Source organism: Rhizobium sp. AN5 (assembly GCF_900215255.1).
In the GTDB taxonomy this organism is placed as follows: Bacteria; Pseudomonadota; Alphaproteobacteria; order Rhizobiales; family Rhizobiaceae; genus Agrobacterium; species Agrobacterium tumefaciens.
In genome coordinates, this window is the sequence record NZ_OCMJ01000004.1 from 723,663 (window position 1) to 749,842 (window position 26,180).

At 59.3% G+C, this 26,180-nt stretch carries 24 protein-coding genes; 10 read left to right on the forward strand and 14 right to left on the reverse strand.

From position 1 onward, the window contains the following. Window positions 1-127 precede the first annotated feature (127 nt). Both CRP02_RS15930 and pepN read right to left on the reverse strand, forming a co-directional pair. Window positions 128-448 carry a carboxymuconolactone decarboxylase family protein gene (locus CRP02_RS15930; RefSeq protein WP_003512161.1) on the reverse strand — a complete coding sequence of 107 codons (321 nt, stop codon included), beginning with the start codon at window positions 446-448 and terminating at the stop codon, window positions 128-130. A gap of 143 nt (window positions 449-591) precedes the next feature. After that, a complete protein-coding gene (gene pepN / locus CRP02_RS15935) occupies window positions 592-3,240 on the reverse strand; it encodes an aminopeptidase N (RefSeq protein ID WP_097171696.1) in 2,649 nt (882 codons plus the stop codon). A 491-nt stretch (window positions 3,241-3,731) separates the two neighbouring features. On the opposite strand from pepN, the gene CRP02_RS15940 reads away from it, so the two are divergent. Then, window positions 3,732-4,670 (forward strand): DMT family transporter, encoded by a 939-nt coding sequence (locus CRP02_RS15940; RefSeq protein ID WP_003512165.1) that lies wholly within the window; start codon window positions 3,732-3,734, stop codon window positions 4,668-4,670. Window positions 4,671-4,831: 161 nt separating this feature from the next. Here the strand turns inward: CRP02_RS15940 and CRP02_RS15945 are convergent, their stop codons facing one another. The 3 genes from CRP02_RS15945 to CRP02_RS15960 all read right to left on the reverse strand — a co-directional run bounded on the left by CRP02_RS15945 (window position 4,832) and on the right by CRP02_RS15960 (window position 7,418). Then, window positions 4,832-5,023 (reverse strand): hypothetical protein, encoded by a 192-nt coding sequence (locus CRP02_RS15945; protein ID WP_003497027.1) that lies wholly within the window; start codon window positions 5,021-5,023, stop codon window positions 4,832-4,834. 153 nt (window positions 5,024-5,176) lie between these two features. Further along, window positions 5,177-6,076 carry a uracil-DNA glycosylase gene (locus CRP02_RS15955; protein ID WP_097171697.1) on the reverse strand — a complete coding sequence of 300 codons (900 nt, stop codon included), beginning with the start codon at window positions 6,074-6,076 and terminating at the stop codon, window positions 5,177-5,179. A gap of 43 nt (window positions 6,077-6,119) precedes the next feature. Next, window positions 6,120-7,418, reverse strand: coding sequence for an Hsp70 family protein (locus tag CRP02_RS15960; RefSeq protein ID WP_003512167.1), 1,299 nt, complete (start codon window positions 7,416-7,418; stop codon window positions 6,120-6,122). A gap of 299 nt (window positions 7,419-7,717) precedes the next feature. Here CRP02_RS15960 and CRP02_RS15965 point away from each other — a divergent pair, with 299 nt between their 5' ends. Beyond that, window positions 7,718-8,695 carry a sensor domain-containing diguanylate cyclase gene (locus tag CRP02_RS15965; protein WP_179784040.1) on the forward strand — a complete coding sequence of 326 codons (978 nt, stop codon included), beginning with the start codon at window positions 7,718-7,720 and terminating at the stop codon, window positions 8,693-8,695. A 22-nt stretch (window positions 8,696-8,717) separates the two neighbouring features. Here the strand turns inward: CRP02_RS15965 and CRP02_RS15970 are convergent, their stop codons facing one another. Beyond that, window positions 8,718-9,506, reverse strand: coding sequence for an SDR family oxidoreductase (locus CRP02_RS15970; RefSeq protein WP_013635763.1), 789 nt, complete (start codon window positions 9,504-9,506; stop codon window positions 8,718-8,720). 143 nt (window positions 9,507-9,649) lie between these two features. Between CRP02_RS15970 and CRP02_RS15975 the strand changes: the two genes are divergently transcribed. After that, a complete protein-coding gene (locus tag CRP02_RS15975; protein WP_097171698.1) occupies window positions 9,650-10,570 on the forward strand; it encodes a cation diffusion facilitator family transporter in 921 nt (306 codons plus the stop codon). A 195-nt stretch (window positions 10,571-10,765) separates the two neighbouring features. Here the strand turns inward: CRP02_RS15975 and CRP02_RS15980 are convergent, their stop codons facing one another. Together CRP02_RS15980 and CRP02_RS15985 are read right to left on the reverse strand one after the other, a co-directional pair. Then, window positions 10,766-11,353 (reverse strand): Swt1 family HEPN domain-containing protein, encoded by a 588-nt coding sequence (locus CRP02_RS15980; RefSeq protein ID WP_097171699.1) that lies wholly within the window; start codon window positions 11,351-11,353, stop codon window positions 10,766-10,768. Continuing rightward, the gene (locus CRP02_RS15985) at window positions 11,353-12,075 is read right to left on the reverse strand and encodes a DUF5343 domain-containing protein (RefSeq protein WP_097171700.1); all 723 of its coding nucleotides are present in this window, start codon (window positions 12,073-12,075) and stop codon (window positions 11,353-11,355) included. The genes CRP02_RS15980 and CRP02_RS15985 overlap by 1 nt, the downstream gene beginning before the upstream one ends. A 483-nt stretch (window positions 12,076-12,558) precedes the next feature. On the opposite strand from CRP02_RS15985, the gene CRP02_RS15990 reads away from it, so the two are divergent. Both CRP02_RS15990 and CRP02_RS15995 read left to right on the forward strand, forming a co-directional pair. Then, window positions 12,559-14,223, forward strand: a complete 1,665-nt coding sequence (locus tag CRP02_RS15990; protein WP_097171701.1) for an electron transfer flavoprotein-ubiquinone oxidoreductase — start codon at window positions 12,559-12,561, stop codon at window positions 14,221-14,223. A 302-nt stretch (window positions 14,224-14,525) separates the two neighbouring features. After that, window positions 14,526-15,266, forward strand: a complete 741-nt coding sequence (locus tag CRP02_RS15995; RefSeq protein ID WP_097171702.1) for a pentapeptide repeat-containing protein — start codon at window positions 14,526-14,528, stop codon at window positions 15,264-15,266. Between the two features lie 55 nt (window positions 15,267-15,321). Here the strand turns inward: CRP02_RS15995 and CRP02_RS16000 are convergent, their stop codons facing one another. Then, window positions 15,322-16,338 carry a zinc-binding alcohol dehydrogenase family protein gene (locus tag CRP02_RS16000; protein ID WP_097171703.1) on the reverse strand — a complete coding sequence of 339 codons (1,017 nt, stop codon included), beginning with the start codon at window positions 16,336-16,338 and terminating at the stop codon, window positions 15,322-15,324. A 103-nt stretch (window positions 16,339-16,441) separates the two neighbouring features. On the opposite strand from CRP02_RS16000, the gene CRP02_RS16005 reads away from it, so the two are divergent. Together CRP02_RS16005 and CRP02_RS16010 are read left to right on the forward strand one after the other, a co-directional pair. Continuing rightward, entirely contained in the window at window positions 16,442-16,831 is a 390-nt protein-coding gene (locus CRP02_RS16005; protein ID WP_003512185.1) for a winged helix-turn-helix transcriptional regulator, read from the forward strand. Window positions 16,832-16,951: 120 nt separating this feature from the next. Beyond that, the gene (locus CRP02_RS16010) at window positions 16,952-17,788 is read left to right on the forward strand and encodes an undecaprenyl-diphosphate phosphatase (RefSeq protein WP_003512187.1); all 837 of its coding nucleotides are present in this window, start codon (window positions 16,952-16,954) and stop codon (window positions 17,786-17,788) included. A gap of 68 nt (window positions 17,789-17,856) precedes the next feature. On the opposite strand, the gene mgtE is transcribed toward CRP02_RS16010, so the two are convergent. Both mgtE and CRP02_RS16020 read right to left on the reverse strand, forming a co-directional pair. Beyond that, window positions 17,857-19,230 carry a magnesium transporter gene (gene mgtE, locus CRP02_RS16015; protein WP_097171704.1) on the reverse strand — a complete coding sequence of 458 codons (1,374 nt, stop codon included), beginning with the start codon at window positions 19,228-19,230 and terminating at the stop codon, window positions 17,857-17,859. Between the two features lie 286 nt (window positions 19,231-19,516). After that, complete coding sequence (locus CRP02_RS16020) at window positions 19,517-20,761, reverse strand: MFS transporter (RefSeq protein WP_097102028.1); 1,245 nt, start codon at window positions 20,759-20,761, stop codon at window positions 19,517-19,519. A gap of 235 nt (window positions 20,762-20,996) precedes the next feature. Here CRP02_RS16020 and CRP02_RS16025 point away from each other — a divergent pair, with 235 nt between their 5' ends. The 3 genes from CRP02_RS16025 to CRP02_RS16035 all read left to right on the forward strand — a co-directional run bounded on the left by CRP02_RS16025 (window position 20,997) and on the right by CRP02_RS16035 (window position 24,022). After that, window positions 20,997-21,905: a diacylglycerol/lipid kinase family protein gene (locus CRP02_RS16025; protein ID WP_097171705.1), complete on the forward strand. Its 909-nt coding sequence runs from the start codon at window positions 20,997-20,999 to the stop codon at window positions 21,903-21,905. A 210-nt stretch (window positions 21,906-22,115) separates the two neighbouring features. Beyond that, window positions 22,116-23,492, forward strand: a complete 1,377-nt coding sequence (locus CRP02_RS16030) for an aspartate aminotransferase family protein (RefSeq protein ID WP_097171706.1) — start codon at window positions 22,116-22,118, stop codon at window positions 23,490-23,492. A gap of 59 nt (window positions 23,493-23,551) precedes the next feature. After that, a complete protein-coding gene (locus tag CRP02_RS16035) occupies window positions 23,552-24,022 on the forward strand; it encodes an OsmC family protein (RefSeq protein ID WP_097171707.1) in 471 nt (156 codons plus the stop codon). 4 nt (window positions 24,023-24,026) lie between these two features. Here CRP02_RS16035 and CRP02_RS16040 read toward each other — a convergent pair whose 3' ends face one another. From CRP02_RS16040 to CRP02_RS27545, 3 genes are all read right to left on the reverse strand, one after another. Beyond that, complete coding sequence (locus CRP02_RS16040) at window positions 24,027-24,326, reverse strand: hypothetical protein (RefSeq protein WP_414896235.1); 300 nt, start codon at window positions 24,324-24,326, stop codon at window positions 24,027-24,029. A 65-nt stretch (window positions 24,327-24,391) separates the two neighbouring features. Then, the gene (gene amn, locus CRP02_RS16045; RefSeq protein WP_097171708.1) at window positions 24,392-25,897 is read right to left on the reverse strand and encodes an AMP nucleosidase; all 1,506 of its coding nucleotides are present in this window, start codon (window positions 25,895-25,897) and stop codon (window positions 24,392-24,394) included. Window positions 25,898-25,999: 102 nt separating this feature from the next. Further along, window positions 26,000-26,173, reverse strand: a complete 174-nt coding sequence (locus CRP02_RS27545; protein WP_179784041.1) for a hypothetical protein — start codon at window positions 26,171-26,173, stop codon at window positions 26,000-26,002. Between the last annotated feature and the right edge of the window lie 7 nt (window positions 26,174-26,180).

The window sequence follows — 26,180 nt, forward strand, 5'->3', positions numbered from 1 at the left end:
CCCTTGAACCGACTCCGTATTTTTTCGGGACAGCGCGTTACGGTCTGCACAGCGGCGCCAGGCATTGGAAAAACCGACACCCGGATGGCCGGTCTGGGACGTTCCGGTGTGTTACGGCCGGTGGTTCTCAAGCCTTGTCGAAAGCTTCGAGAGCAGGTCCAAGTGCGCCGAGAACGCCGTTTCCGGCGGCAGGAAGCCCGGTCAGCACCGCGCTGATGATATCGTCACGGCTTGCGCCATGCGCTTTGGCTTCCAGCACATGAAATGCCACACCGCCTTCCAGCCGCAGTGCGGCGAGAATGCCGATATAGACCAGGCATTGCGTCTTGGCATCCAGCGTGGACGCTGCACCCAGCCCCTGCACGGCCTGAAGCCAGACAGCCTGATGGGCCGGGGCCTCGGTGATGAAACGCTGGAACGAATTGCTGGTGTTGGAAATATCCGTCATCTGAAGTCCCTTTCCGTTTGCGGCCGCTCCCGGGCCTGTCGCTGACGATTGTGTCGCGCAATGCGTTGCGCCGCCTTGACGGAAATCAAGACGGCGCACAGGCATTGTCCGGAATAGGGCAGTTGGCGAATGTTCGCCGGGTATTATCCTTTCAGAATACGCCCGACGATATCGCTGACATCCGTCGAAAGACCTTTTGCTTCGGCGATCGTCGAAAGCGCTGCCTTGGCGTGTTCGGCGCGGCTTGCTTCCAGCGACCGCCAGGAGCGCATGGAGGTGAGAATGCGCGCGGCAAGCTGCGGATTACGCTTGTCGATGGCTATGATCTGCTCGGCGAGGAACCGGTAGGCAGCACCGTCGGCGCGGTGGAAACCGGTCGGGTTGGAGAAGGCGAGCGTGCCCACCAGCGACCGCACCCGGTTGGGATTGGAGGCGATGAAGTGTTTCGACGTCATCAGCGCCTTGATACGTTCCAGCGCGCCGTCGCCGGGAATGGCGGCCTGCAGCGAGAACCATTTGTCTAGAACCAGCGCGTTGTCGGCAAAGCGGGCTTCGAAGGCGGCAAGCGCTTCCCTTGTCTCCGTGCTGTCGGGAAAACGCTGGGTCAGTACACCAAGCGCATGGGCAAGATCGGTCATGTTGGTGGCGCCGGCATAGGCCTTTGCCGCCCTGTCAGGCGTTCCCTCGGCAAAAGCAAGGAAGCTCAACGCGCCGTTGCGAAGCGAACGCCGTCCGGCGCTGTCGGCATCGGGGCTATAGGCTTCACCGTTGCCGTCGCTGTCGGCGAGCCCGCGGAGCGTTTCAATACCGGCCGTGGCAATGGCCTTGATCGTCGCGTTGCGTGCCTTGTGGATGGCGTCCGGGTCGGTATTGCCGCCCAGTTCGCGAGCGATGTCCGTTTCGCTCGGCAGCGCCAGCGCCTGTGCCCGAAAAGCGGGTTCAAGCGAAGCATCGCCGACGATTTCGATCAGCGTTGCGATGAGGTCGGCGTCCGAGCGCACCTCCTCGCCGTTCTGCACGGCTTTGGTAGCGGCAATCAGCGCCGGCAAAGCGAGATCGGTAAGCGCCTGGAAACGGGCAAACATATCCGTCTCGTGCCGGGCTACCTGCACCAGATCGGCAGCACTCTGTTCGAAATGCAGGTTGATCGGCGCCGAGAAGCTGCGGTTGAGCGACAGCACTGGGCGCGATGAAATGCCGGAGAAGGAGAATGTCTGGTTGCGTTCGGTCAGATGCAGCACGCCGTCGCGGTATTCGCCGCCCGTGACAGCCTGCGGCTCGGCGATCTGGCCGTTATCGAGAATCAGCGCCAGCGACAGCGGAATATGACGCGGTTGCTTCACCGGTTGGCCGGGCGTTGGTGCGACGGTCTGTTCCAGCGTCAGCCTGAAGGTCGCCTTGGCGGCATCGTAGGCGGAGGAAACGGAGACGAGCGGCGTGCCAGCCTCGGTGTACCACAGCGAAAACTGCGACAGGTCGCGGCCGCTGGCATCGGCAAAACTCTTGACGAAATCCTCAACAGTCGCTGCTTCGCCGTCGTGGCGCTCGAAATAAAGGTCCATGCCTTTCTTGAAGTCGTCTTCCCCAAGGATCGTGGCGATCATGCGGGTGACTTCGGCGCCTTTTTCATAGACGGTCGTTGTGTAGAAGTTGTTGATTTCGCGATAGGTATCGGGGCGCGGCGGGTGTGCCAGCGGACCGGAATCCTCCGGAAACTGCTCCGATTTCAGGTGGCGCACATCGGCGATGCGCTTGACCGGGCGCGAGCGCATGTCGGCGGAAAATTCCTGGTCGCGATAGACCGTCAGGCCTTCTTTCAGGCACAGCTGAAACCAGTCGCGGCAGGTGATGCGGTTGCCGGTCCAGTTGTGGAAATATTCATGCGCGATGATGCGCTCGATATTGGCGTAGTCTGCATCGGACGCGGTCTCCGGGTCGGCCAGCACGAATTTGTCGTTGAAGACGTTGAGACCCTTGTTCTCCATCGCGCCCATGTTGAAATCGGACACGGCGACGATCATGAAGATGTCGAGGTCGTATTCACGGCCGAAGCGTTCCTCATCCCATTTCATCGAGCGCTTCAGTGCATCCATGGCATAGGCTGCGCGCGGCTCCTTGCCATGCTCGACATAGATCTTCAGCGCCACTTCGCGGCCGGAAAGGGTGGTGAACGTGTCTTCCACCACGCCGAGATCGCCGGCGACAAGCGCAAAGAGATAGCTGGGTTTCGGGTGCGGATCGAACCAGGCTGCAAAGTGGCGGCCTTCATCGTAATTGCCGCCGCCGAGGAAATTGCCGTTCGACAACAGCAGCGGATTGCCCTCCTTCGCGGCGATGATCGTCACCGTATAGGGTGCCAGAACATCCGGTCGGTCCGGGAAATAGGTGATGCGGCGGAAACCTTCCGCCTCGCACTGGGTGCAATAAACGCCGTTGGTGCGGTAAAGCCCCATCAGCTGCGTATTGACCTGCGGGTTGATATAATTGGTGACACAGATCTCGAAGGGCGTCTCCGCAGGCAGATCGCGGATCGTCAGGCTATCAGGCGTCGCGTCATATTGGCTTGCGGGAATGTCCACCTGATCGAGCAGCAGGCCCGAAAGCGTCAACTCGTCGCCATCGAGAACGAGCGGCGCTGACACGTCGACGCCCTCTCGGCGATGAAAGATCAGACGGGCTTCGACCTTGGTATTCTTGGGGTCGAGTTCGAAGGTGAGATCCACCCGCTCCAGAACGAAATCGGTGGGGCGGTAATCTGCCAGGTGAACGATCTGGCCCGTGTCTGTTCGCATGACTGTTCCTGAATAACTTTGTCGTTGTCCTCCGGGCATCATGTCGTCATAAGGCCCGGATGTAAAATAGGTAGAGTATTCGTCACAATCATGTGCGCATCGGGAGGACGTTCTGTCCTGCCATGGAAGGCTTTGCCGGCCCTGCAGACGATCCTATCGCTGCCGGACCTGCGGACCATGCCAGCAAATGTTGAACGATTGCTGAAATTGTATTTTATTTTCTTCAAATTTTAGCGCGTGTCGCTTTTGGCCTGATTCTCACGTCGCCATCGGGGCTGAAGGCCTGAACAATGGAGGCGACGAGGCCACAAGCCAGGAAAGCAATACTGCGCCTCACCAGATCAACCGAATTCATGGGTAAATAACATTTTTTGTTGTAAAGCGCTTCGGGAATGCTCTAGCCTTGTGCAAATCCAATTCCCCCGCGTCGTCCTCCCCGCATGAACAATCTCCCGATGGCGTGTTTGCGCAGCCGATATGAGTAACTGCCGATGAACGCCGAACCGACAAATCCCTTTCGGGGGATAAGCCTGAAGCTGATTTCGGTTGGCTTTTTTCTGGTGATGCAGACTTGTATCAAGGCCTCCGGTCCTGATGTGCCGGCCGGTCAGATCACTTTCTTCCGCTCCGCTTTCGCCATCATCCCCATCGTCGTTTATCTTGCCTGGCTGCATGCGCTGACGAGCGCGCTGCACACCAACAATCTCATCGGCCATTTCAAGCGCGGGTTTCTCGGCATTCTCTCCATGGCTTGCGGGTTTTACGGGCTGACGCTGCTGCCGTTGCCTGAATTCATCGCCATCGGTTATGCCTCACCGCTGCTGGCCGTCGTGTTCGCCGCCTTCATCCTGCGCGAGAAGGTGCGCATCTACCGCTGGAGCGCGGTTTTCGTTGGCATGATGGGCGTGCTGGTTATCCTGTGGCCGAAGATGACCCTGTTGCGCGAAGGCGGTTTTGCTGCGGGCGAGGGGCTGGGCGCGATTGCCGTGCTCTGCGGGGCAGCACTTGGCGGTCTCGCAATGATCCAGGTGCGGCAACTGGTGGAAACGGAAAAGACGCCGACCATCGTTCTCTATTTCTCGCTCACGGCCACCTTGCTGTCGCTCGTCAGCGTGCCCTTCGGCTGGAGCGCTCTGGATACCAAGCAGGCCGTGCTGTTGATCACCAGCGGCATTTGCGGCGGCGTCGCGCAAATCTTCCTGACGGAGAGCTATCGCCACGCGGAGGTCTCAACCATCGCGCCCTTCGAATACAGCTCCATCGTTTTCGGGATAGCGGTCTCCTATATCCTGTTCGGAGACATTCCCACGCTCACCATGCTGATCGGCACGGCAATCGTGATTTTCGCCGGCATCTTCATCATTTTCCGCGAGCACCAGCTGGGCCTGGCCAGACGCGCGGCACGCAAGGCCTCCACGCCGCAGGGGTGACGCACCAAATTTGGCGGAGGTCGCAAACATGCGGCATCGTCGATGCCAGAGCCGTTGTCGTGTCGGCGCCTAGTCCCGCAAATGCAAAAGGCGCCTTCCCGAAGAAAGACGCCAGCGCGCAATCATAGATATGGACCGGTTTTACACCGGCCTGAGTGCTCTCAGCGCTCGCGGAAATCCGCAAAGACAGCTGCAGGACGTGTGACGCGAACCTGCTGCATGGCAGCACGTGCGGTCATCTGTTCGTTAGCGGCAGCGCCGAAACGATGGTAACCCTGACTGGAGCGAGGGCCGAGGCCCGCCAGTCGGAGCGTTTCAAAGCCGGAATGTACCGGACGGAAGCGAGTGGTCATTGCCTTGGTTCCTTAAACCGAATTCCTCCCAAGACACAGGCTGGCTTATCGCAGTGCAGCATGGATTCGGCAAGCCGGCTCAGCGCGCCGCTGTTATGCGTAATACGCATGGCTTTTTTCATACTTCGTTTACTCTGAGTAAGAATCAGGCAATCAGCCTTCGGAGATTTTTGCCTGAAACGCCAATAAATCCTGCCATGCCAATGACTTGCTGGCAGGTGCGTTTAGAAGTTCCTGCGGATGCAGGCTCGCCAGCGCAGGTAAAACCAGGTGCCCGGCTGCGACATCACGCCACTGTCCGCGCAGCGTATGGATCGTTCCGGTGCCGCCGAAAAAGAAACGTGCGGTCAAGTTGCCAAGAAGCAACAGGTGTTTCGGCTCCGCAAGGGCGATCTGGCGCTCGATGAAGGGGCGGCAAATATCCATTTCGGCCTGAGTCGGCGGGCGGTTGCCCGGTGGACGCCAGGGCACGACATTGCCCAGCATGATGCGTGCGCGGTCAAGGCCGATAGCGGCCAGCATACGGTCGAGCAGCAGACCGGTCTTGCCGGCAAAAAGCTGGCCCTCGCGGTCGTCATCCGCATCCGGCATCGGGCCAATGACCATGACGGTGCAAGCAGGGTCGCCCTCGGTGAATACCGTGTTGCGGGCGCTGTTCTTGAGGTTGCAGCCGCTGAAACCCTCAAGCGCGATTTTCAGTTCGGAAAGCGACCTTGCGCTCTCAGCCGCAAAACGGGCAGCCGCCACGGCCTGTTCGTCCGGCATGGCGACATTCTGCTGAAGTGCCGGAGCAGGCGGCGCGCCTCTCGTCGGCGCGCTGCGACCTGCCGTCTGCCGCTGCGGAGCATCGGCACGACGCTCCGTGCCGCCGTCCATCTGGCGTGCGGGCGCAGAACTCTCCTGACGCGCTGCCGGTCGGGCAGGGCGGGAGGCGGCAAATTCAGCGAAACGGTCAACAGGTCCGTCTTCCAGCAACCAGTCCACGCCCGCATCCGCATGGAAATGCAGAAGCGCGGCGAGTTCGGCCGGGGAGAGGTCGTGAGCGGCGATCATGGGGTGAAATTATCCCATGTTCCCCGCCCGGGGAACCCGTAAATCACGCTGTCCAGCGCTGAATGTCACCGCTTTCGCCGATCATGGCCAGACCATGGGCAATCGAGAGCAGCTCGCCGCCGGTTTCGATCCGGTCCGCGTCGAAACGACGGGTGAAAAGCTCGCGCACCGCCGGCACGAAGGAGGTGCCACCGGTGAGGAACACCTTGTCGATTGCCTCAGGCGCGACTTGCGTCTTCTCCAGAACCTCGTCGAGCGCGCCCTCGATCTTTGCGAGGTCGTCGGCGATCCAGTTGTTGAAATCGCTGCGCTTGACCATCTTGCGGCCGGCCTTGCCGAGCGGCGCGAAGTTGAATTCCGCCTCTTCAGCCGAGGACAGCGCCATCTTGGTGGCGGAAATCGACTGATAGAGCGGATAACCCTCGTCATGCTCCACGAGATCGATGAAGAGTTCGAGCTTGTCCGGCTCCAGCGCCGAGCGCACCAGCGATTTCAGATCGGTGAATTCCTTAGAGGTCTTGAAGATAGACAGCTGGTTCCAGCGACCGAAATTCACGTAGTAGCCGGAAGGCACGTCCAGCACCTTGTCGAAGCTCTTGAACTTGCTGCCCTTGCCGATTTCCGGCGAAACCAGATTGTCGATCATGCGGAAGTCGAAATGGTCACCGGCGACACCGACGCCGGAATGGCCGATGGGGGTGGCGGAAAGCTTGCCGGCATGGGTCTCGAAGCGGATCAGCGAATAGTCGGTGGTGCCGCCGCCGAAATCCGCCACCAGCACATTGGCGTCCTTCTTCAGGCTCTGGGCGAAATAATAGGCGGCCGCCACCGGCTCGTAGACATAGTGGATTTCCGGAAAGCCGGCACGCGTCAGCGCTTCGTTGTAGCGGGAGAGCGCCAGCGTCTCATCCGGATTGCTGCCGGCGAAACGCACGGGGCGACCGGCGATGACTGTCGAGACGTCGCTTGGCCACTCTGCGCCTGCATAGGTTTTCAGCTTGCGCAGGAACACGTCCATCAAATCCTCGAAGCTCTGGCGCTTGGCAAAGATCAACGTGCCCTGGAAGAGCGGCGAGGCCGCAAATGTCTTGATCGACTGCAGGAAGCGGCAATCGCCCGCATTGTCGATGAATTGCCTGATGGCTGCGTGGCCCGCTTCCACGTGCAGGGCAGCCGCACCAAGGCCCGAATCCTTCATGAAGGAGAGCGCGGTGCGCATGCTGTCATCCGTGCCCGCGCTGCTGGTAAACTGCATGGAGCGGCTTTCGCCGCCGCCGTCGGAAAGAGCCATGACCGTGTTGGTCGTGCCGAAATCGAGGCCCAGTGCCCGCTTTTGCGTCATCGCCATATCCTTGTCGCCGATAGAAATGCTCGCCCGGCCAAAAGGCGGCCCGGCGTGAGAATAAGGGACGCATTTGGCATCCCGATGTCAGAGGAGGGCGGTTGATTGCACAGGCCCGGCAGAATGGCAAGCGCCACTTCTCGGTTTATTAAAACATTAGAATAAAGTAATTTTCTGTTATAAATACAGTTTTTCGATACATATTAAATATTTTTTCGCAATCGCAAAGTATAAATAAAGGCTATATCCTCAGGGAGCGTTCTTAATTGTAGCTGTCGCGTCGTAACCCGGAAGTCCAGATGTCCCGCAAGCAGGCATGTTCCGCCCTCCAAGATGTGCCGCCCGGGCCGGAGGTCCTCATTCGCGGCGACGTGGAAATTTTCCATTCCCAGCTTATGAACCTCATGGCGTCATCGCAGCAGGGTTATGCCCTTTTCGATGGCAGCGATGAGTTGCGCTTTGCCAATGCGGCCTTCCGCGAGGCGCTGGGCATGGCTCCGGACGGTTTTCCGAGCTGGATGGAGCTGATGCGCGGCGGGTATCGCAGCTCGACAGGAACGGCGGTCGAAACCACCGATTTCGAACTGTGGTTGCGCTCGGCGCGGACAAGGCGTGGCAAGTTGCCTTACCGCACCATCGAAACCAGCCTGAACGATGGACGCTGGATGCTGACGACGGAAACGACGCTGCCGGGCGGCTGGATGTTGTGTGTCGTGACCGATGTTTCCGAGCTTGGCATCCAGTTGCGCGATCTGCGGCAGGAGCGCGACAGGGCGCTGAAATCGGCGCTGAGCGACGAACTCACGGGCCTCGGCAACCGCCGCTATGCCATGGATATCCTCAACCAGATGCTTGGCCCCAACAAGGCGCAGGCGCTTGCGGTGATCATCATGGATATCGACCACTTCAAGGCGGTGAACGACCGTTTCGGGCATGCCTGCGGCGATCTCGTCCTCAAGGATTTCGCCACCCGGCTTTCCGCCGCGATCGGCCGGGACGATCTGGTGGGGCGGATCGGCGGTGAGGAGTTTCTGCTCGTTCTCAGCGGTTCGCGAATGCTGAGCGCGGAAAGCACCATGCAGAAGCTGCTGGCGACGTTGACCGAGGCATCGCCGCTGGGCGATGTGCCGGATTTCCGTTACAGCTGTTCGGCCGGCATTGCCTTTGCCGATCCCGGCGAGAGCGCGAGCGATGTGCTGCGCCGCGCCGACACGGCACTCTATGAAGCCAAGAATACCGGCAGAAACCGCTTCGTAGTCTACGGAGCGGCCTCTTGACCGCTCCGATGTCTCACCGGTGTCAGTTGGATTTCGCTGCTCCGCCATCGACCCGCAGCATTGTGCCGGTGATGTAGCTTGCCGGAACCGAGCATAGGAAAGCCCCGGCGGCTGCGAATTCTTCCACCGTGCCAAGCCTGCCTGCCGGAATGCTCTTGACTGACGCCTCGCGGATTTCCTCCATGCTTTTACCCAGGCGCTTGGCATTGGCGCCATCCAGCTCGTCGATGCGGTCGGTATGGATGCGGCCGGGCAGAAGAAGGTTGGAGGTGATGCCGAAACCGGCCACTTCGCTCGACAATGTCTTGCTCCAGCCCACCAGCGCCCCACGCAGCGTGTTGGAGAGCGCCAGATTGGGGATGGGTTCGAACACGCCGGAGGAGGCAACGGTCAGGATGCGGCCAAAGCCCTGTTCTTTCATCTGCGGCAGCAGCGCATTGGTGAGCGTGATGACGCGCAGCACCATCGACTGGAAGAAGCTCTCCAGCTTCTCGGTCGTGATCTCTTGTGCAAGACCCGGCGTCGGGCCACCGGTGTTGTTGACGAGAATGTCAATGCCGCCGAGCTTGTCGTTCACGGCCTGCACCATGGCCTCGACGAAATTGTCATCGCCAAGATCGCCCCGCACCCAGTCGGCCTTGCCCTTGCCCAGCGCGTTGATCGTCTTGCAGTTCGCGTCCAGCTTTTCGCTGCTTCTGCCAACGAGAAGAACATTCACGCCTTCGTTCGCCAGCGCCGTGGCGATGCCCAGCCCAAGGCCGCGAGAGGAGGCGAGAACGAGGGCGCGTTTGCCGGAAATGCCGAGATCCATGGGTTTTGTCCTGTCTTGTTTGCAGCAGATCAAAGAATCGAAGCGTGACTGCAGGCGAAAACCTTACACAGTTTTCGCTATCCCGCTCCATCTGTGCTGTTTATAGGAAGGCGGCGCCCGCTTTTGAAGGTTAAATACGCGTCATGACCGAACAATCTCTGCTGAAATTCTCAATTGCCATCACGGTTCTTCTGGCCGCGTTCGGCATTGGCGCAGGCCTGTTTTCCGGTTCTTTCGCGGTGGTGTTCGATGGCGTTTATGCCCTGACGGATGCATTCATGACGGTGCTGGCGCTACTGGTGGCGCGGCTGATCGCGGCTTCCGCCGCCCCACGGCCCGGTGGACGGCTAGCAGAGCGTTTCACCATGGGCTTCTGGCATCTGGAGCCGATGGTCCTCGGCCTCAATGGCACGCTTTTGATGGGCGCTGCGATCTATGCCCTGATCAACGCCATCGACAGCCTGATGGACGGCGGCAGATCTATCGAGTTCGATTACGCCATCATCGTCACCTTCGTCAGCTTTGCCGTTTCGCTCGTCATGGCATGGTTCGTCAAACTCCAGAACCGCAGACTGAAATCGGCCTTCGTGGCGCTGGACGCCAAAAGCTGGCTGATGAGCGCGCTCCTGAGCGCAGCCCTGTTCCTCGCCTTCGCCATCGGCTACGGGCTGACGGGAACCGCGCATCAGTGGATCGCGCCCTATATCGACCCCGCCGTGCTGGCGCTGGTCTGCCTCATCATCATTCCCATGCCGCTCGGCAATGTGAAGCAGGCGCTCGCCGACATCCTTCTGGTGACGCCGTTTGAATTCAAGCAGCATGTGGACAGGGTAGCGGCCGAAACCGTCGAAAAATTCGGCTTCGCCTCGCACTATTCCTATGTCGCCCGCGTGGGCCGAGGCCGCCAGATCGAACTCTTCTTCATCGTCCCGAAAAACTGGCCACCCCGGCGTCTCGAAGAATGGGACGCGATCCGCGACGAGATCGGCGATGCACTCGGCGGCGAGGGGACGGATCGGTGGCTGACGATTGTGTTTACGACGGATGAGGAGTGGGCGGTTTGATGTTGGGGAGAGTGATCATAGCTAAATCGGCTTGAAGCAGCAGCTGCCTATACTAGCGTGGGATACAGCGTCGTGCTCCGGCTCAGGGCTTTTAGCCCAGAGTACCGTTCTAGAAAATGGAACATCCACTGTGGCTCACAGCGACGATGGATATCGCCAAAGTCCTGAGGGCAGAACTATATACCTGCTTAACCATTACTTGGGACCCTCAAGCAAACGGAACCAGTCTTTCACCGTCAATTTGAGACGATCAACCTCATCCTCTGCCAGAAGTCCGCAGTGGGCGATCGGGCCGCGAAGATTATTGAGCGAAAACATTACCCTGCCCATAGCCTTCTGGTTGCTCAGTATACCCCCAAACAAGGCATAGTTGGCGCGAATAATGTCCCCCAGTTGACCGAACGTTACATAGTCTAAGGGATTTTCCGATCGTGGGGTAAAGCCCGCTTCCTGCTCCCTTTGCAGATTCCCCTTATATTCGACCTTTGCACTGTCGGGAGCATATTTGTCCCACCAATCAGGCCCCTTATTGTCTTCAGTAAGCGTGTCATCGATTAGCCGACGGATGTCATTCTCTAACATATAGAACAGCTTGTAATGCTCAGCCATCATCAAAGCGTTATCACGGACCTCCGCCGAGAATTGTGATACGGATGCCTTCACCGATGCATCTTCATTGGCGACTGAGTGACTGACGGTTGGGCGGGGATTTACTCCATCAACTGCCAACTTTATTGAGGCGCATTTAAGAAGAAACAACTCGACCGTATCAGCTTGATCCATCACAGAAGGTTCTCTTTGATGCTGCGAAAGATCGCATTTAGAACCTTTAAATCTGAGGTCTCTGGAAGCACTATATTGATATTATAGACGAGGCCGACCGGCTTCGAGCCTCTGCCGACGGTGCGGGCAACCTCACCCTGACCATGCTGATTTGCTGTAGTACCAGCCAATTCGTCCTGAAAACTCGTATCCTCACCGCCATTGCTTAAATCAGCCCCGGCAGGAATGAATGTCTTCACAACGTTGAAGGTAGATTTGATCGCCTGAGCAACCGGATCACTTGCTTTCAGTCCGGTTATTTCGAGGATAATATCCCGCAGTTTGTTGTCATCGACAGTGTGGGCATATTCACTTCGCTTGAATATTTCGGGAAAGCCATTGCGCAATCCAGCCAAAGCCGCTGCAGGCCGGCCACCTTCCGTGCGGAATTTAGCATAGAGGTCCGTTGGCACAGCGTCGCTAGACAGAAAGCCCATTTTCTTCATGATCGGGATTGTCGCACGCGCGGCACCGCCGCTTAGCTTAAGGACATTCTCCATGAAATCTGCATTGAACTTGTCTGGGCGAGAAGCATCAATAATTCGCTCAAGCGCCCTTTTCAGGGTTCCCGAGGCTGTAAGGTAAGGAAGATTTCCTGGGATCTTTCTTGGGGCAGATGCCTTGGCCGTGGCAGTTTTCTCCTCTGCTCTAGCTTTTTCTTCATCTTGCTTGGATTCAGCCATTCAATCCCCCAACCCTTTTGGCATCTTCTACCGCCACTACTAATGATGGCAACGCCGTTTGCTAAAGTCAAAAGGAACATACTCTGTCACAATCTTGGATGACGCAAATGCTGCACGGGAGAAGCAGTCAGACACGGGAGCACGGCAGTTGATGACGGTAGCCGAGTGACGTTTAAGTTTCGGCGCTAAACGCAATAGTGGTACAAATGCCGGTGACTCTTGACGGCTGCGCTCCTAGCTTCTAGTTTTAAATTACGTGTACGTAAAAGTAATAAATCAATCATCAGGTTGTCTGACAATTGAGTGGCGTGCGACATGTTTTGCCGCTATGGAAGCTCGACAAAGGCGTCGTGCTTTGCGAAGACAGGCTAGGGCGAATGTGTTGTCGCAGACGGGCTTTTCGGCCAGTGCAGGCAACACGGTGCGAATGCCGGAAGCGGATATAACAACAGCCGGATGGGACCGGCGAGGTGAGAGGACAAGATGACGGAAGCGATGGAACTGCCGGAACGCGAAGCGATGGAATTCGACGTTGTGATCGTCGGTGCTGGTCCTGCGGGCCTTGCCGCCGCGATCCGTCTGAAGCAGGTCGAGCCGGAGCTTTCGGTCGTCGTTCTGGAAAAGGGCGCTGAAGTCGGCGCGCATATTCTCTCAGGTGCCGTGGTTGATCCCATCGGCATCGACCGGCTTCTGCCCGGCTGGCGTGAGGAAGAGGGGCATCCCTTCAAGACCGAGGTCAAGGACGACCAGTTCATGTTCTTAGGCCCGGCCGGCTCCATCCGTCTGCCGAACTTCATGATGCCGCCGCTCATGAACAATCACGGCAATTACATCGTCTCGCTTGGGCTGGTCTGTCGCTGGCTGGCGGAAAAGGCGGAAGCGCTCGGCGTCGAGATCTATCCGGGCTTTGCCGCCACAGAAGTGCTTTATAATGACGAGGGCGCGGTGATCGGTGTCGCCACCGGCGATATGGGCATCGAGAAGAACGGTGAACCCGGCCCCGCCTTCACGCGCGGCATGGAGCTGCATGGCAAATATGTGCTGATCGGCGAAGGCGTGCGCGGTTCGCTCGCCAAGCAGCTGATTTCCAGGTTTGACCTTTCGAAAGATCGTGAACCGCAGAAATTCGGCATCGGCATCAAGGAACTCTGGCAGGTCAAGCCGGAACACCACAAACAGGGCCTCGTGCAGCACTCCTTCGGCTGGCCGCTCGGTTTCAAGACCGGCGGCGGCTCGTTCCTCTATCATCTGGAAGACAATCTCGTTGCCGTCGGCTTCGTGGTGCATCTCAACTACAAGAACCCCTATCTTTATCCGTTTGAGGAATTCCAGCGCTTCAAGACGCATCCGGCCATCCGCGACACTTTCGAGGGCGGCAAGCGCATTTCCTATGGCGCGCGCGCGATTACCGAGGGCGGTTACCAGTCGGTGCCGAAGCTGACTTTCCCCGGCGGCGCGCTGATCGGCTGTTCTGCCGGTTTCGTCAATGTGCCGCGCATCAAGGGCAGCCACAATGCGGTGCTGTCGGGCATGCTGGCGGCGGAAAAGATCGCCGCGGCTATTTCCGCCGGTCGCGCCCATGATGAAGTGGCCGAGATCGAGGCGGAATGGCGCGACGGCGATATCGGCAAGGACCTGAAGCGTGTGCGCAACGTCAAGCCGCTCTGGTCGAAGTTCGGCACGCTTGTTGGCGTCGGCCTTGGCGGTCTCGACATGTGGACCAACCAGCTGTTCGGTTTCTCCGTTTTCGGCACGCTGAAACACGGCAAGACGGATGCGCAGAGTCTTGAGCCGGCCTCCAAACACAAGCCGATCGCCTATCCGAAACCGGACGGCGTTTTGACCTTCGACCGGCTGTCATCGGTGTTCCTGTCCTCCACCAACCATGAGGAAGACCAGCCGGTGCATCTTCAGGTGAAGGATATGGACTTGCAGAAGCGTTCCGAACACGACGTCTATGCCGGTCCCTCGACACGTTATTGTCCTGCCGGCGTTTATGAGTGGGTGGAGAAGGACGGCGAGGAGGTCTACGTGATCAACGCGCAGAACTGCGTGCACTGCAAGACCTGCGATATCAAGGATCCGAACCAAAACATCAACTGGGTGCCGCCACAGGGTGGCGAAGGGCCGGTTTACGCCAATATGTGATGGTGATGCCGGCCTGCCGGCAACCTTCGTCTTGCCCGGGCTAGTCCCGGGCATCTGCAACCGATTGATTTCTCGATACGTGGTTGGATCCTCGCGACGAGCGGGAGGATGATGTCTCGTGCGCGAGGCATCGAAAGTCTCGTCCCCCCTGGTATTTGTGGATTGCCCTTCGATTTCTTACATATAGGATGTTGGGGTGTTGTCGCTTCGCATGGTCCATGGATTGTGGGCCAGGGATGCGGTAACGCCTTGAATGTGCATATGTTGCGTTTGGGCCGTCGCCCGGCGGCAGGAGTGATGGAATGTCCGGCTTTCAGAGGCTGAATATCGTGCGGAATACAAGGATCGTCGCCAGTCTGGCGGCAGGTATGGTGGTTGCCGTTTCGCTCAGTGGCAGCCCTCTGATGGCCGCCAGCTGCCGCGCCGACGCCATGGCCGGCATCGACTGGCGCGAATGCAACAAGCGCCTCCTGATGCTGGGCGGTAGCAACCTCGATTCGGCGATGCTTTACGGCACGGATTTCACCTATACGGATTTGCGCGGCTCCTCGCTGAAGGGCGCCAATCTTGAAAAGGCGAAACTCATCCGGACGGCTCTTGGAGAGGCGAACCTGCAGGGCGCCAACCTGACGAAGGTGGAAGCCTACCGCAGCGACTTTTCCGCCGCCGACGCCACCAGCGCAAAATTCATCAATGCGGAAATGCAGCGGACCAATTTCAACAAGGCCAAGCTGGACGGCGCGGATTTTACCAAGGCTGAACTCGGGCGTGCCGAGTTTCAAGATGCCAGCCTGTCCGGCTCGAAATTTTCGCTGACCAACCTGTCGCGTGCCAGCTTCCAGGGCGCAAAGCTCGGCGGTGCGGTGGATTTTGCCAACGCTTTCCTGCTGTTGACCCGCATAGAGGGGGTCGATCTTTCCGCGGCCACCGGCCTTGAGCAGAAACAGATCGACATCGCCTGCGGCGACGCCAAGACGAAACTGCCGAGCGGCCTGACGACGCCTGCCGCATGGCCATGCCCGGAAGATCCGGAAGACGATTGACCGGGAAGGGCGCGCTTTATCAGGCGCGCACCTCCCATTTCGTGTGACGTGTAGATCAAAAGCCCGAAAGCACGATCTTGCCCTTGGCCGTGTTGCTTTCAATCAAGGCGTGGGCCTTGATGAGATTTGCGGCGTTGATGGTGCCGAAAACCTCGGTCAAAGTCGTCTTGATCTTGCCGGCATCGACCAGTTCCGCAACGTGATTGAGCAGCTTGTGCTGTTCGATCATGTCGGGCGTCTGGAAAACCGCGCGGGCGAACATCATTTCCCAATGGATTGAAACGCATTTGCGCTTGAACGCCATGGCGTCGAAACCGCCGGCCGGATCGTCGATCAGCGCGAAACGGCCCTGCGGCGCAATGGTCGCCACGCTGTCGGCGGCGTGAATGTCGCTATGGGTGGTCGAGAATACGAAGCCCGGTGCACCAAGGCCAAGCGCCTCCACCTGCGGGGCAATCGGCTTGCTGTGATCGACGACATGATGCGCGCCGAGGTCTTTGGCCCATTGCATCGTTTCCGGCCGCGAAGCCGTGGCAATGACGGTGAGATCGGTCAGTGCGCGCAGAAGCTGGATGGCAATCGAGCCGACGCCGCCGGCGCCACCGATCACCAGAACGGCATTTGCCGCACCCGGAACGGGCTCTTTCACCCGCAGCCGGTCGAACAGCGTCTCGTAGGCCGTGATCGCGGTCAGCGGCAGTGCCGCTGCTTCCTCGAAATTCAGCGATTTCGGTTTGGCGCCAACGATGCGCTCATCGACCAGATGGAATTCGCTGTTGGAGCCGGGGCGGTTGATGACGCCAGCGTAAAACACCTCGTCGCCGGGCTTGAACAGCGATACCTTGTCGCCGACGGCTTTCACCACGCCCGCCGCATCGAAGCCCAGCACGCGGGCAGCACCGTTTTCCGGCGCCTGGTTGCGGCGAACCTTGGTGTCAACAGGATTGACCGAAACGGCCTTCACCTCCACCAGAATATCATGCCCCGTCGCCTCCGGCTGCGGCAGGTCGAGGTCGATAAGGGCATCCGTTGCGGTGATGGGCTGGCTCGTCTTGTAACCGATGGCGCGCATGAACAGTCTCCTTTGCTTGTTTGCGTGCCTCTTACTTGATACATATGAACATCGATCGCAAGAATGCACATTTTGTGATGATACATACAAAAAGGATACTGTGATGTCGCGACCGCGCGCCAAGCTTACCGGCAATTTTCCCGGTTGCCCGGTGGAGTCTGCCTTGAGTTTTCTCGACGGCAAATGGAAAGGCGTGATCCTCTATCACCTCATCAATGAGGGCACCCTGCGCTTCAACGAGTTGCGCCGCCACATCCCAAGCGTCACCCAGCGCATGCTCACCAAGCAGCTGCGGGAACTGGAAGAGGCGGGCCTGATTTCGCGCACCGTCTTCCCGGTTGTGCCGCCGCGCGTGGACTATGCGCTGACGCCACTTGGCGAAACCATGAAGCCGGTGATCTCGGCGCTGAAAAGCTGGGGCGACGCCCATGTTGTGTGCAAGAACGGTGCGAAATACACCCTTCATCCCGAGGCTGCGGAGAAGGCGGCCTGAAAAATAACGGGTAAAACCAAGCCCTCCGGCACTTCTTTTTCATGGTGCGATGCAACACGGATTTGCCCGGTTTGATGCATAATGCTGCGAATTCGATTCGCAGCAGGGACATCAAATCACATGAGCATCGGTTGGTTGGAGGCCGGATTTCTCGGCCTTTTGCAAGGACTTACGGAATTTCTTCCGGTTTCTTCAAGCGCGCATCTGAGGATAGCCGGGGAGTTTCTGCCCTCCGGTGCGGATCCGGGAGCCGCCTTCACGGCGATTACGCAGATCGGCACGGAAGCGGCGGTGCTGGTCTATTTCTGGTCCGATATCATGCGGATCGCTGCCGCCTGGCTCCGGCAGAACCTTCGCCTCGGACCCTATGACAAGTCCGATGCGCGGCTTGGCTGGCTGATCATCGTCGGCTCGGTGCCGATCGTGCTGCTCGGCCTGTTCTTCAAGGATGCCATCGAGCATTCGCTGCGCAATCTCTATATCACTGCCGTGATGCTGATCGTCTTCGGCATCATTCTTGGTGTCGCCGACAGGATCGGCAAGAAGCGCTACAAGCTGAACCAGCTGATCTGGCGTGATGGCATCCTGTTCGGTTTCGCGCAGGCCATGGCGCTCATCCCCGGCGTTTCGCGCTCTGGCGGCACCATCAGCGCCGGCCTGCTGTTAGGCTACACGCGCGAGGCGGCCGCACGGTATTCCTTCCTGCTCGCCGTTCCCGCCGTCTTCGGTTCCGGTTTCTACCAGCTGTTCAAAAGCATTGGCGAGGAAAACCCTGTTGGCTGGGGCCAGACGGGGCTTGCAACCCTGATCGCCTTCGTCGTCGGTTACGCCGTGATCGTCGTCTTCCTCAAGCTGGTCTCCACCAAGAGCTACATGCCCTTCGTCTGGTACCGGGTGGTCATCGGCGTCATTCTTTTGGGACTTCTCGGAACGGGCGTTATCAGCGCCGGCGGTTGAGGGGCATTTGCCCTGTCGAAAACTCCGCAAATGAAAAGGCCCGCTCTTTCGAGCGGGCCTTTTGTGTTTCAGAGCAGCGTGCCGCTGAGGATCACCAGCGCCACCGAGAAGTAGATGACGAGGCCACTGACATCCACCAGCGTGGCGACGAACGGCGCAGATGCGCTGGCTGGATCGAGCCGCAGACGCTGCAGCAGGAAGGGCAGCATGGAGCCCGCCAGCGAGCCGAAGGTGACGATGCCAACGAGTGCGGCAAAAACGGTAGCGCCCACCAGCAGCCAGTGGTCGCCATAATCATAAAAGCCTGCCTGCTGCCAGATGGTCAGACGCAGGAAGCCGATGGCGCCGAGAATGCAGCCGAGTGTCAGGCCCGTCGGGATTTCCCGCAGCAGCACCCGCCACCAGTCCGAAAGCTTCAGTTCGCCGAGCGCCAGCGCCCGGATGATGAGCGAGGTGGCCTGCGAACCGGAGTTGCCGCCTGATGACATGATGAGCGGAATGAACAGCGTCAGCACAACGGCTTTTTCCAGCTCGCCTTCAAAATGCTGCATGGCGCTTGCCGTCAGCATTTCACCCAGGAACAGGGCAGCCAGCCAGCCTGCGCGCTTGCGGATCATGTCCGGAAAGCCCATTGCCATATAGGGCTTGCCGAGTGCTTCCATACCACCGAACTTGTGGGCGTCTTCCGTGGTGTCGGCGATCATGGTGTCGATCACGTCGTCGACCGTGACGATGCCGAGAATGTGCGAATGATCGTCAACGACGGGAAGCGCCAGAAGGTCGTGCTTGCGGATGAGCCGGGCAACATCCTCCTGCGACATCAGGGGGCTGGCACAGACGATGCCTTCCTTCGATGCGACGGAGAGAATGGAGGCACCGGCCTCGCCGGTCAGCAGGCGACGCAGCGTCACGACGGTGGACAGCGTTCCGTCCTGCGCCAGCACATAGATGGCATAGACCGTTTCACGCGACCGCTCGACGACGCGGATGTGCGAAAGGGTCTGTTCCACCGTCCAGCTATCCGGCACGCTGACGAATTCCGTGGTCATGATCGAGCCGGCGGTGCGCGGCGGATAACCCATCAGATGTTTGATGGAGAGCGCGGTCGTGCGGTCCAGCCGGGAAAACAGCTTTGCGCGCGGCTCTTCGTCCATTTCCGCCATGACGTCGGCAACGCGGTCGTCAGACATCAGGTTGACGAAGCGGGCGGCCTGGTCAAGCGGAATGCCGGCAATGATGGCGGCTGCGTCATGCAGTTCCGGCCGGTCGAGAATGGCGACGGCCTTTGCCTGCGGCATGGCGAGCAGGGCGGCGACTGCCTCATGCGTATCGAGTGTGTTGAGGTGCTCGACGCGTTCTGCAATGGTGGTGGAACCGGCATTTCCGCTGCGGAGAAGACGTGCGGCCTTGCTGGCTCTCTGGGAGAGGGTGTGGAAGTTCATGATTGCTCACCTTTCCGTCGATTCGCCGATTACGACGAACGCGGTGGTGAGCCGACAGGTGCCGGATCAGTTCCCGTTCGCCGCTTTCGGCAAAGGCAATCGACTACTACTGTCGCTAGACATCAAATGATGCTCCGTTAAAATCCGCGCTGTGCCGGGTCACGGCCTGCGCGTAACGCCGTGTTGCGCCCGAAACCAAAAAGAGTCAAGCGAGCCGATCGTGAAATTTCCGTAAGGTTTATTGCGGGTGCAGGAGCGGGTGTTCCGGCCGCTGAAAAACCGGCTTTCAGCCGGCTTTTGCGCGCCGTTCGACGGTGACGGACACAAGGAAAACGCCAAGCCCGAGAAGCGAAAGAACAGCGCCCACATAACCGGTGGAGGCATATCCATAGCCCATGGCGATGACCATGCCGCCAAGCCATGCGCCGAGCGCGTTGGCGATGTTGAAGGCGGAGTGGTTGGAGGCAGCCGCAAGCGTCTGCGCATCCGCTGCCACATCCATCAGCCGCGTCTGCACGGCGGGGCAGGCGGCAAAACCGCAGCCGATCAGGAAGACGCAGAGACACAGCATGAACGGGTCATGCGCCGTCATGCCGAACACGGCCATGACGACCACGTTAAAGGCCAGCATGCCGCCGATCGTGCCGTTGAGCGAGATATCGGCCAGCCGCGAGCCGACCACATTGCCGACATTCATGCCGATGCCGAAGAGGGCGAGCACCATCGACACCGTGGAAACCGGCATCATCGCGACATCGGTGGTGGTCTTGGCGATATAGCTGAAAACCGAGAACATGCCGCCGAAACCGACTGATGCGATGGCAAGCGTCAGCCACACCTGCACGCGGCGGAAAGCCCCGAGTTCACGCCAAACGCTGGCACCTTCCTCTACCTTGTCGCGCGGCTGGAACAGCCACAGCAGGGCGACGGTCAACAGCCCGATGCCGCCGACCAGCATGAAGGCTGCGCGCCAGGAAAGCATCTGCCCGAAGAAAGTGGCAAGCGGCGTTCCAAGCAGCGTGGCGATGGTGAGGCCAAGCATGACGCGGCCAACGGCGCGGGCACGTTTGTGGATTGGCGCCATGGAGGCGGCCACCAGCGCCGCAACGCCGAAATAGGCGCCGTGCGGCAGGCCGGTGATGAAGCGCAGCACGGTAAAGCTCAGGAAATCAGGTGCGACGGCGCTTAAGATATTGCCGAGTGCGAAAAGTCCCATGAGGCCGAGAAGCAGGGTGCGCCGCGTCATGCGCGCAGCCAGCACCGCGATGATGGGCGCGCCTATGACGACACCCAGCGCATAGGCCGTGATGACGTAACCTGCCTGGGGCACCGTGACGCCATAGGTCGTTGCGACGTCAGGCAGCAGGCCCATGATGGCGAATTCGCCGGTGCCGATGCCGAAACCGCCGGCGGCAAGCGCCAGTTCGATGAGTGCGACGGCAAACGGCGTCAGTGCCACTGCAGGCCTTGCCGCAACAACGGTTTCACTCTCCGCCTCGAGGCGGGCTTCCGACAAATTCGAATGGCTCATTGCGACCTGAAAAGGGGGAGGACCCCACAGAAAAAAGGGCAAGACCGTATGGGAACGGCCTGCCCTGACTGGAGATGCGCGGTCATGAAAATGACCTTAAGTGATATCTAACATGAAATGATGCATTGCGGTAGAGCGATTCTCGGCAAAAGAGCATCTTCACGCGATGGTGTTTGGAACCCTATATAAGCCCAAGCATTTACGCGCGGCTGCCTCACAGAATCAGGTTGGAAATATGAAGCTCATTGCAATTTTCAATCGTGACGGCGGCACCTTCCGCACCACGGATATGGATGCCTATTGCGACCACGCCCGCGAGGTCTTTTCACGCGCCGGCCACACGATCGACTGCCGCGTGGTCTCCGGCAAGGAAGTCGTCGAGGAGATGGAACGCGCCGCCGATGAGCCTGATATCGAAGGCATTATCGCCGGCGGTGGTGATGGAACGATTTCGGCCGCTGCCGGTATCGCCTGGAAACACGGCATCGCGCTCGGTATCGTACCGGCCGGCACCATGAACCTGTTCGCCCGCTCGCTGAAGCTGCCGCTCGATATCCGCCAGGTCCTGGAGACACTGGCGAATGGCGAGATCGCCAATGTCGATATCGCCAGCGCCAACGGCCGTCTTTTCGTCCACCAGTTTTCCGCAGGCCTGCATTCGCGCATGGTGCGTTATCGCAACAACCTCGCCTTCGCCTCCCGCCTTGGCAAGATCAAGGCAAGCGTCCGCGCCGCCATCAGCGTCATTCTCAATCCGCCGGTCTTCGAGGTGGAATATACGGTCAATGGCAAGACGCAGCGCCGCAAGGTGTCAGCAATTTCCGTCTCCAACAATGAATTCGGGCAGAACTCGCTTCTGGTCGCGGATAATGTCTCGGGTGGCCATCTCGGCTTCTATCTAACCGATCCCCTGCGCCCCTCGGGCGTCGCGAGGCTCGCTTTCGACATCCTGCGCGGCAAGCTCAAGGAAAACGCTGCGGTAACGGCCACGACCGTCACGGATGTGGAACTTCATTTCCCCAAGAAGCGCCATGACGTGCGCTGCGTCATCGATGGCGAATTGCTGCCGATGGAGCGCGACGTGGCACTTGAAGTCCATGCCGGCGAATTGAAGGTGCTGGTGGGGCGAGGGGTCTTGACGTAGCGCACCATCTCCGTAACGGTGCAATCGAACCTGCTTCAAGGTAGCGGCGCATTTCTTCTCCCCGGCGGGGAGAAGAAACAAGCGGCAAGGCCGAGTCATCATCTCGATCCCCCAAAAAACGCCAGTCTTGCCAAATCGAAGCCGCCCGGCCATGTTCGGTTGGGTGCGGCTCCGGAAGGCGCCGTCGTCTTTGCGGGAGTGCGATCTGTCATGAATGAAGTCTCCAAGCCGGTGTCCAACCTTGCCGCCATCGATGCCGCCCATCACCTTCACCCCTTTTCCGATATGGGTAAGCTGAACGCGAGCGGCACCCGCATCATCGAGCGTGCAGAAGGCGTCTTCATCTATGACAGCACCGGCAAGAAGTATCTCGACGCCTTTGCCGGACTATGGTGCGTCAATATCGGTTACGGACGCCGCGAGATCGCCGATGTCGTGCAGCGCCAGATGAACGAACTGCCCTATTACAACGCCTTTTTCGGCACTACGACACCAACAGCCACACTTCTGGCTCAGAAGATCGCTTCCCGTGCCGGGCCGAAGATGAACCATGTGTTCTTCACCAATTCCGGTTCGGAAGCTACCGACACCTGGTTCCGCATGGCGCGGGTCTACTGGAAGGCGCTCGGCCATCCGACGAAGACCAAGGTGATCGCTCGGCGCAACGGCTATCACGGCTCTACGGTCGCCGGCGCTTCGCTCGGCGGCATGAAGTGGATGCACGAGCAGGGCAATCTGCCGATCGAGGGTATCGCCCATATCGGCCAGCCCTATTGGTATGCGGAAGGCGGCGATCTCTCACCCGCGGCATTCGGCCTGAAGGTGGCCCGCGAACTGGAAGCGAAGATAGACGAGCTCGGTGAAGAGAATGTCGCTGCTTTCGTGGCGGAACCCATTCAGGGCGCCGGTGGGGTCATTGTGCCACCGGAAACCTACTGGCCGGAAATCGCACGCATCTGCAAGGCGCGCAACATTCTGCTGGTGTCCGACGAGGTGATCTGCGGTTTCGGCCGCCTTGGTTCCTGGTTCGGCTACCAGCATTTCGGCGTGGAGCCGGACCTCGCGCCCGTCGCCAAGGGCCTGTCATCCGGTTATCTGCCGATCGGCGGGGTCCTCGTTTCCGACCGCGTGGCGGAGGTGATGTTGTCCGAGGTCGGTGATTTCAACCATGGCTTCACCTATTCCGGCCACCCCGTCTGCGCCGCCGCCGCTCTGGAAAATATTCGTATCATCGAGGATGAGGGGCTGGTGGAGCGGGTGCGGGATGATATCGGCCCTTATTTTTCGCAAGGCTGGAAAAGCCTTACCGACCACGAGTTGGTGGGTGAGGCAGTGAATGTCGGCCTCATGGGTGGCCTGCAGCTTGCAGCCGACAAGGCGACCCGCAGGCGTTTTGCCAAGCCGGATGACATCGGCACCGCCGTGCGCAACCATTGCCTGGCAAACGGCCTCGTCATGCGTGCCACCGGCGACCGCATGCTGGCCTCACCGGCGCTGACGATCAGCCGCTCGGAGGTGGACCAGATCATCGAGACTCTGCGCAAGGGGCTCGATCACCTGCGCGATACACCAGAGCATTTCCAATAAAAGCGCGTAGTTGCTTTACGTCCGGGAAATGCGACAAAAAACTCTAAGGGAGAAATGACATGGCAGGACAGGAACATCACTATGCCGTTCAGGTGAAGTGGACCGGCAATCGTGGCAAAGGGACTTCCGGCTACCGCGATTATGAACGCGACTACACGATTTCCACGGCAGGGAAAGCGGATATCGCCGGCTCTTCCGACCCCGCCTTTCGCGGCGATGCCTCCCGCTGGAACCCGGAAGACCTGCTTGTTGCCTCGCTCTCGGCCTGCCACAAGCTATGGTACCTGCATTTCTGCTCCGTCAATGGCATCATCGTTGAAGACTATGTCGACAATGCCGAAGGCACGCTGGTTATGGAAAAGGACGGCGCCGGGCAATTCAGCGAGGTGGTGCTGAAACCGGTCATCACCATCTCGAAGGGTGATCCCGAAAGGGCGGACGAATTGCACCACGATGCGCATGACAAGTGCTTCATCGCCCGGTCAGTGAATTTTCCGGTGCGTGTCGAGGGAACGGTGAAGGTGGTTTGAAAGATCAGGCCAGTCGCAGACCGAGATGATCGGCCATGGGCTGAAAGTCTCGGTCGTTGTGCAGTCGTTCGTATCCGTTTTCGATACAGTAAGTAGCGACGATGATCGCGTCCCAGCCTGTCCGCATCTCATCTAGATCGCCTTCCCAGCCCATACCCTCCAATGTATCAGCGCACGCATTTGACGATGAATGCGCACGAGATCCCGCAGCTCCTTTTCCACTGTCGCCTTTTCGGTAGAGAGACCGGTAATTTTCCATCGCCTCGGCGATCAAATCATCATCGGGTTCAATGTTGGTGCGCATGGGAAAACCCTTGGTGTATCGATTTTCGAAACAATACACCGAGGCGCTTTTAGCGATGTCTGTTTTTACTGGAACGCCGTCTCGTAGAAGCTTCTGAGCTTGCGCGAATGCAGCGTTTCCGTTGGCATGGCGGCGAGTTTCTGCACGGCGCGGATGCCGATCTGCAGATGCTGGGCAACCTGCGTGCGGTAGAACTCCGTCGCCATGCCCGGCAGCTTCAATTCGCCGTGCAGCGGCTTGTCGGAGACGCAGAGGAGGGTGCCGTAGGGCACGCGGAAACGGAAGCCGTTGGCCGCGATGGTGGCCGATTCCATGTCGAGTGCGATGGCGCGCGATTGCGACAGGCGCTTGACCGGCCCCGCCTGGTCGCGAAGCTCCCAGTTACGGTTGTCGATCGTGGCGACGGTGCCGGTACGCATGATGCGCTTCAGCTCGAAGCCCTCGTAACCGGTGACTTCCGCAACCGCACCTTCCAGCGCCAGCTGCACTTCCGCCAGAGCCGGGATCGGCACCCAGACCGGCAGGTCGTCGTCCAGAACGTGATCCTCACGCACATAGGCGTGTGCCAGCACATAGTCGCCAAGGCGCTGACTGTTGCGCAGCCCGGCGCAATGGCCAACCATCAGCCAGGCATGCGGACGCAGCACGGCGATATGGTCGGTGATCGTCTTGGCGTTGGAAGGGCCGACGCCGATATTGACCAGCGTAATGCCGGCATGGCCCTTTTTCTTCAAGTGATAGGCTGGCATCTGTGGCAGGCGGCCAAGCGCCGCATCCGTTTCCGGCCTGTCGGAGCCAGCGGGGGTGATGATGTTGCCCGGCTCCACGAAGGCCGTGTAGCCTTCACCACCATTCTTCATCAACTGCCGCGCCCATGCGGCGAATTCGTCGATATAGAACTGGTAGTTGGTGAACAGCACGAAGTTCTGGAAATGGCTGGCGCTCGTTGCCGTATAATGGCTGAGGCGGGCCAGCGAATAATCGATGCGCTGCGCGGTGAACGGCGCAAGCGGCGCGGGTTCGCCGGGCACCTGATCATATTCGCCATTGGCGATGAGATCGTCGGTGTTGTTGAGATCGGGCGTGTCGAAAAGATCGCGCAACGGCACGTCGGACAGCGAGGATGCCGCCGCCGCCTCGACATAAGCGCCTTCACCGAAGGCGAAATGCAGCGGAATGGGCGTGGCCGATTCGGCAACCGTCACCGGAACGCCGTGATTCTTGATCAGAAGCCCCAGCTGCTCTTTCAGGTAGTGGCGGAAAAGCTCCGGCCGGGTGATCGTCGTCGTATAGACCCCTGGGGAGGTGACATGGCCATAGGAAAGGCGCGAATCGACATGACCGAAAGTGGATGTCTCCAGGCTGACCTGCGGATAACAGGAGCGGTAGCGGCCGGTAATCGGCGCACCCTTGGCAAGTTCGGTGAAGGAGTTGATAAGGAACGCCGTATTGCGTTCGTAAAGCGCGGTCAAAGCCTCAACAGCTTCTTTCGGGTCCGTGAATGTCTGCGGCGCGAAAGGCTCGGGGCTGATGAAGGAGAAGGGCGGAATCGTTCGTTTTGCTATTGTCATGGCCCATTATAGGAGGCCTATTTCGACAGGCAAGCGACAGAAATACGAAGAAACTGAAAAGAAACGGAAAAATGGCTGCGGCAAAGGGCAGGCGGTGAAATCTCAGCCGAGCGCGCCGCGTTGCAGGCTCATAAGCAGCACGAAACCGGCGCCTTTGGATGCCGGGCGGGGATCTGACTTGTAAACTGCAAGTCCCGCCACCGGGCCTAGAAAGATCGATGCCATCAACACCAGTCTTAGTGCGGAAAACAGGCCGTTGGAAAAGCTCGTCGTCATCGGCCTG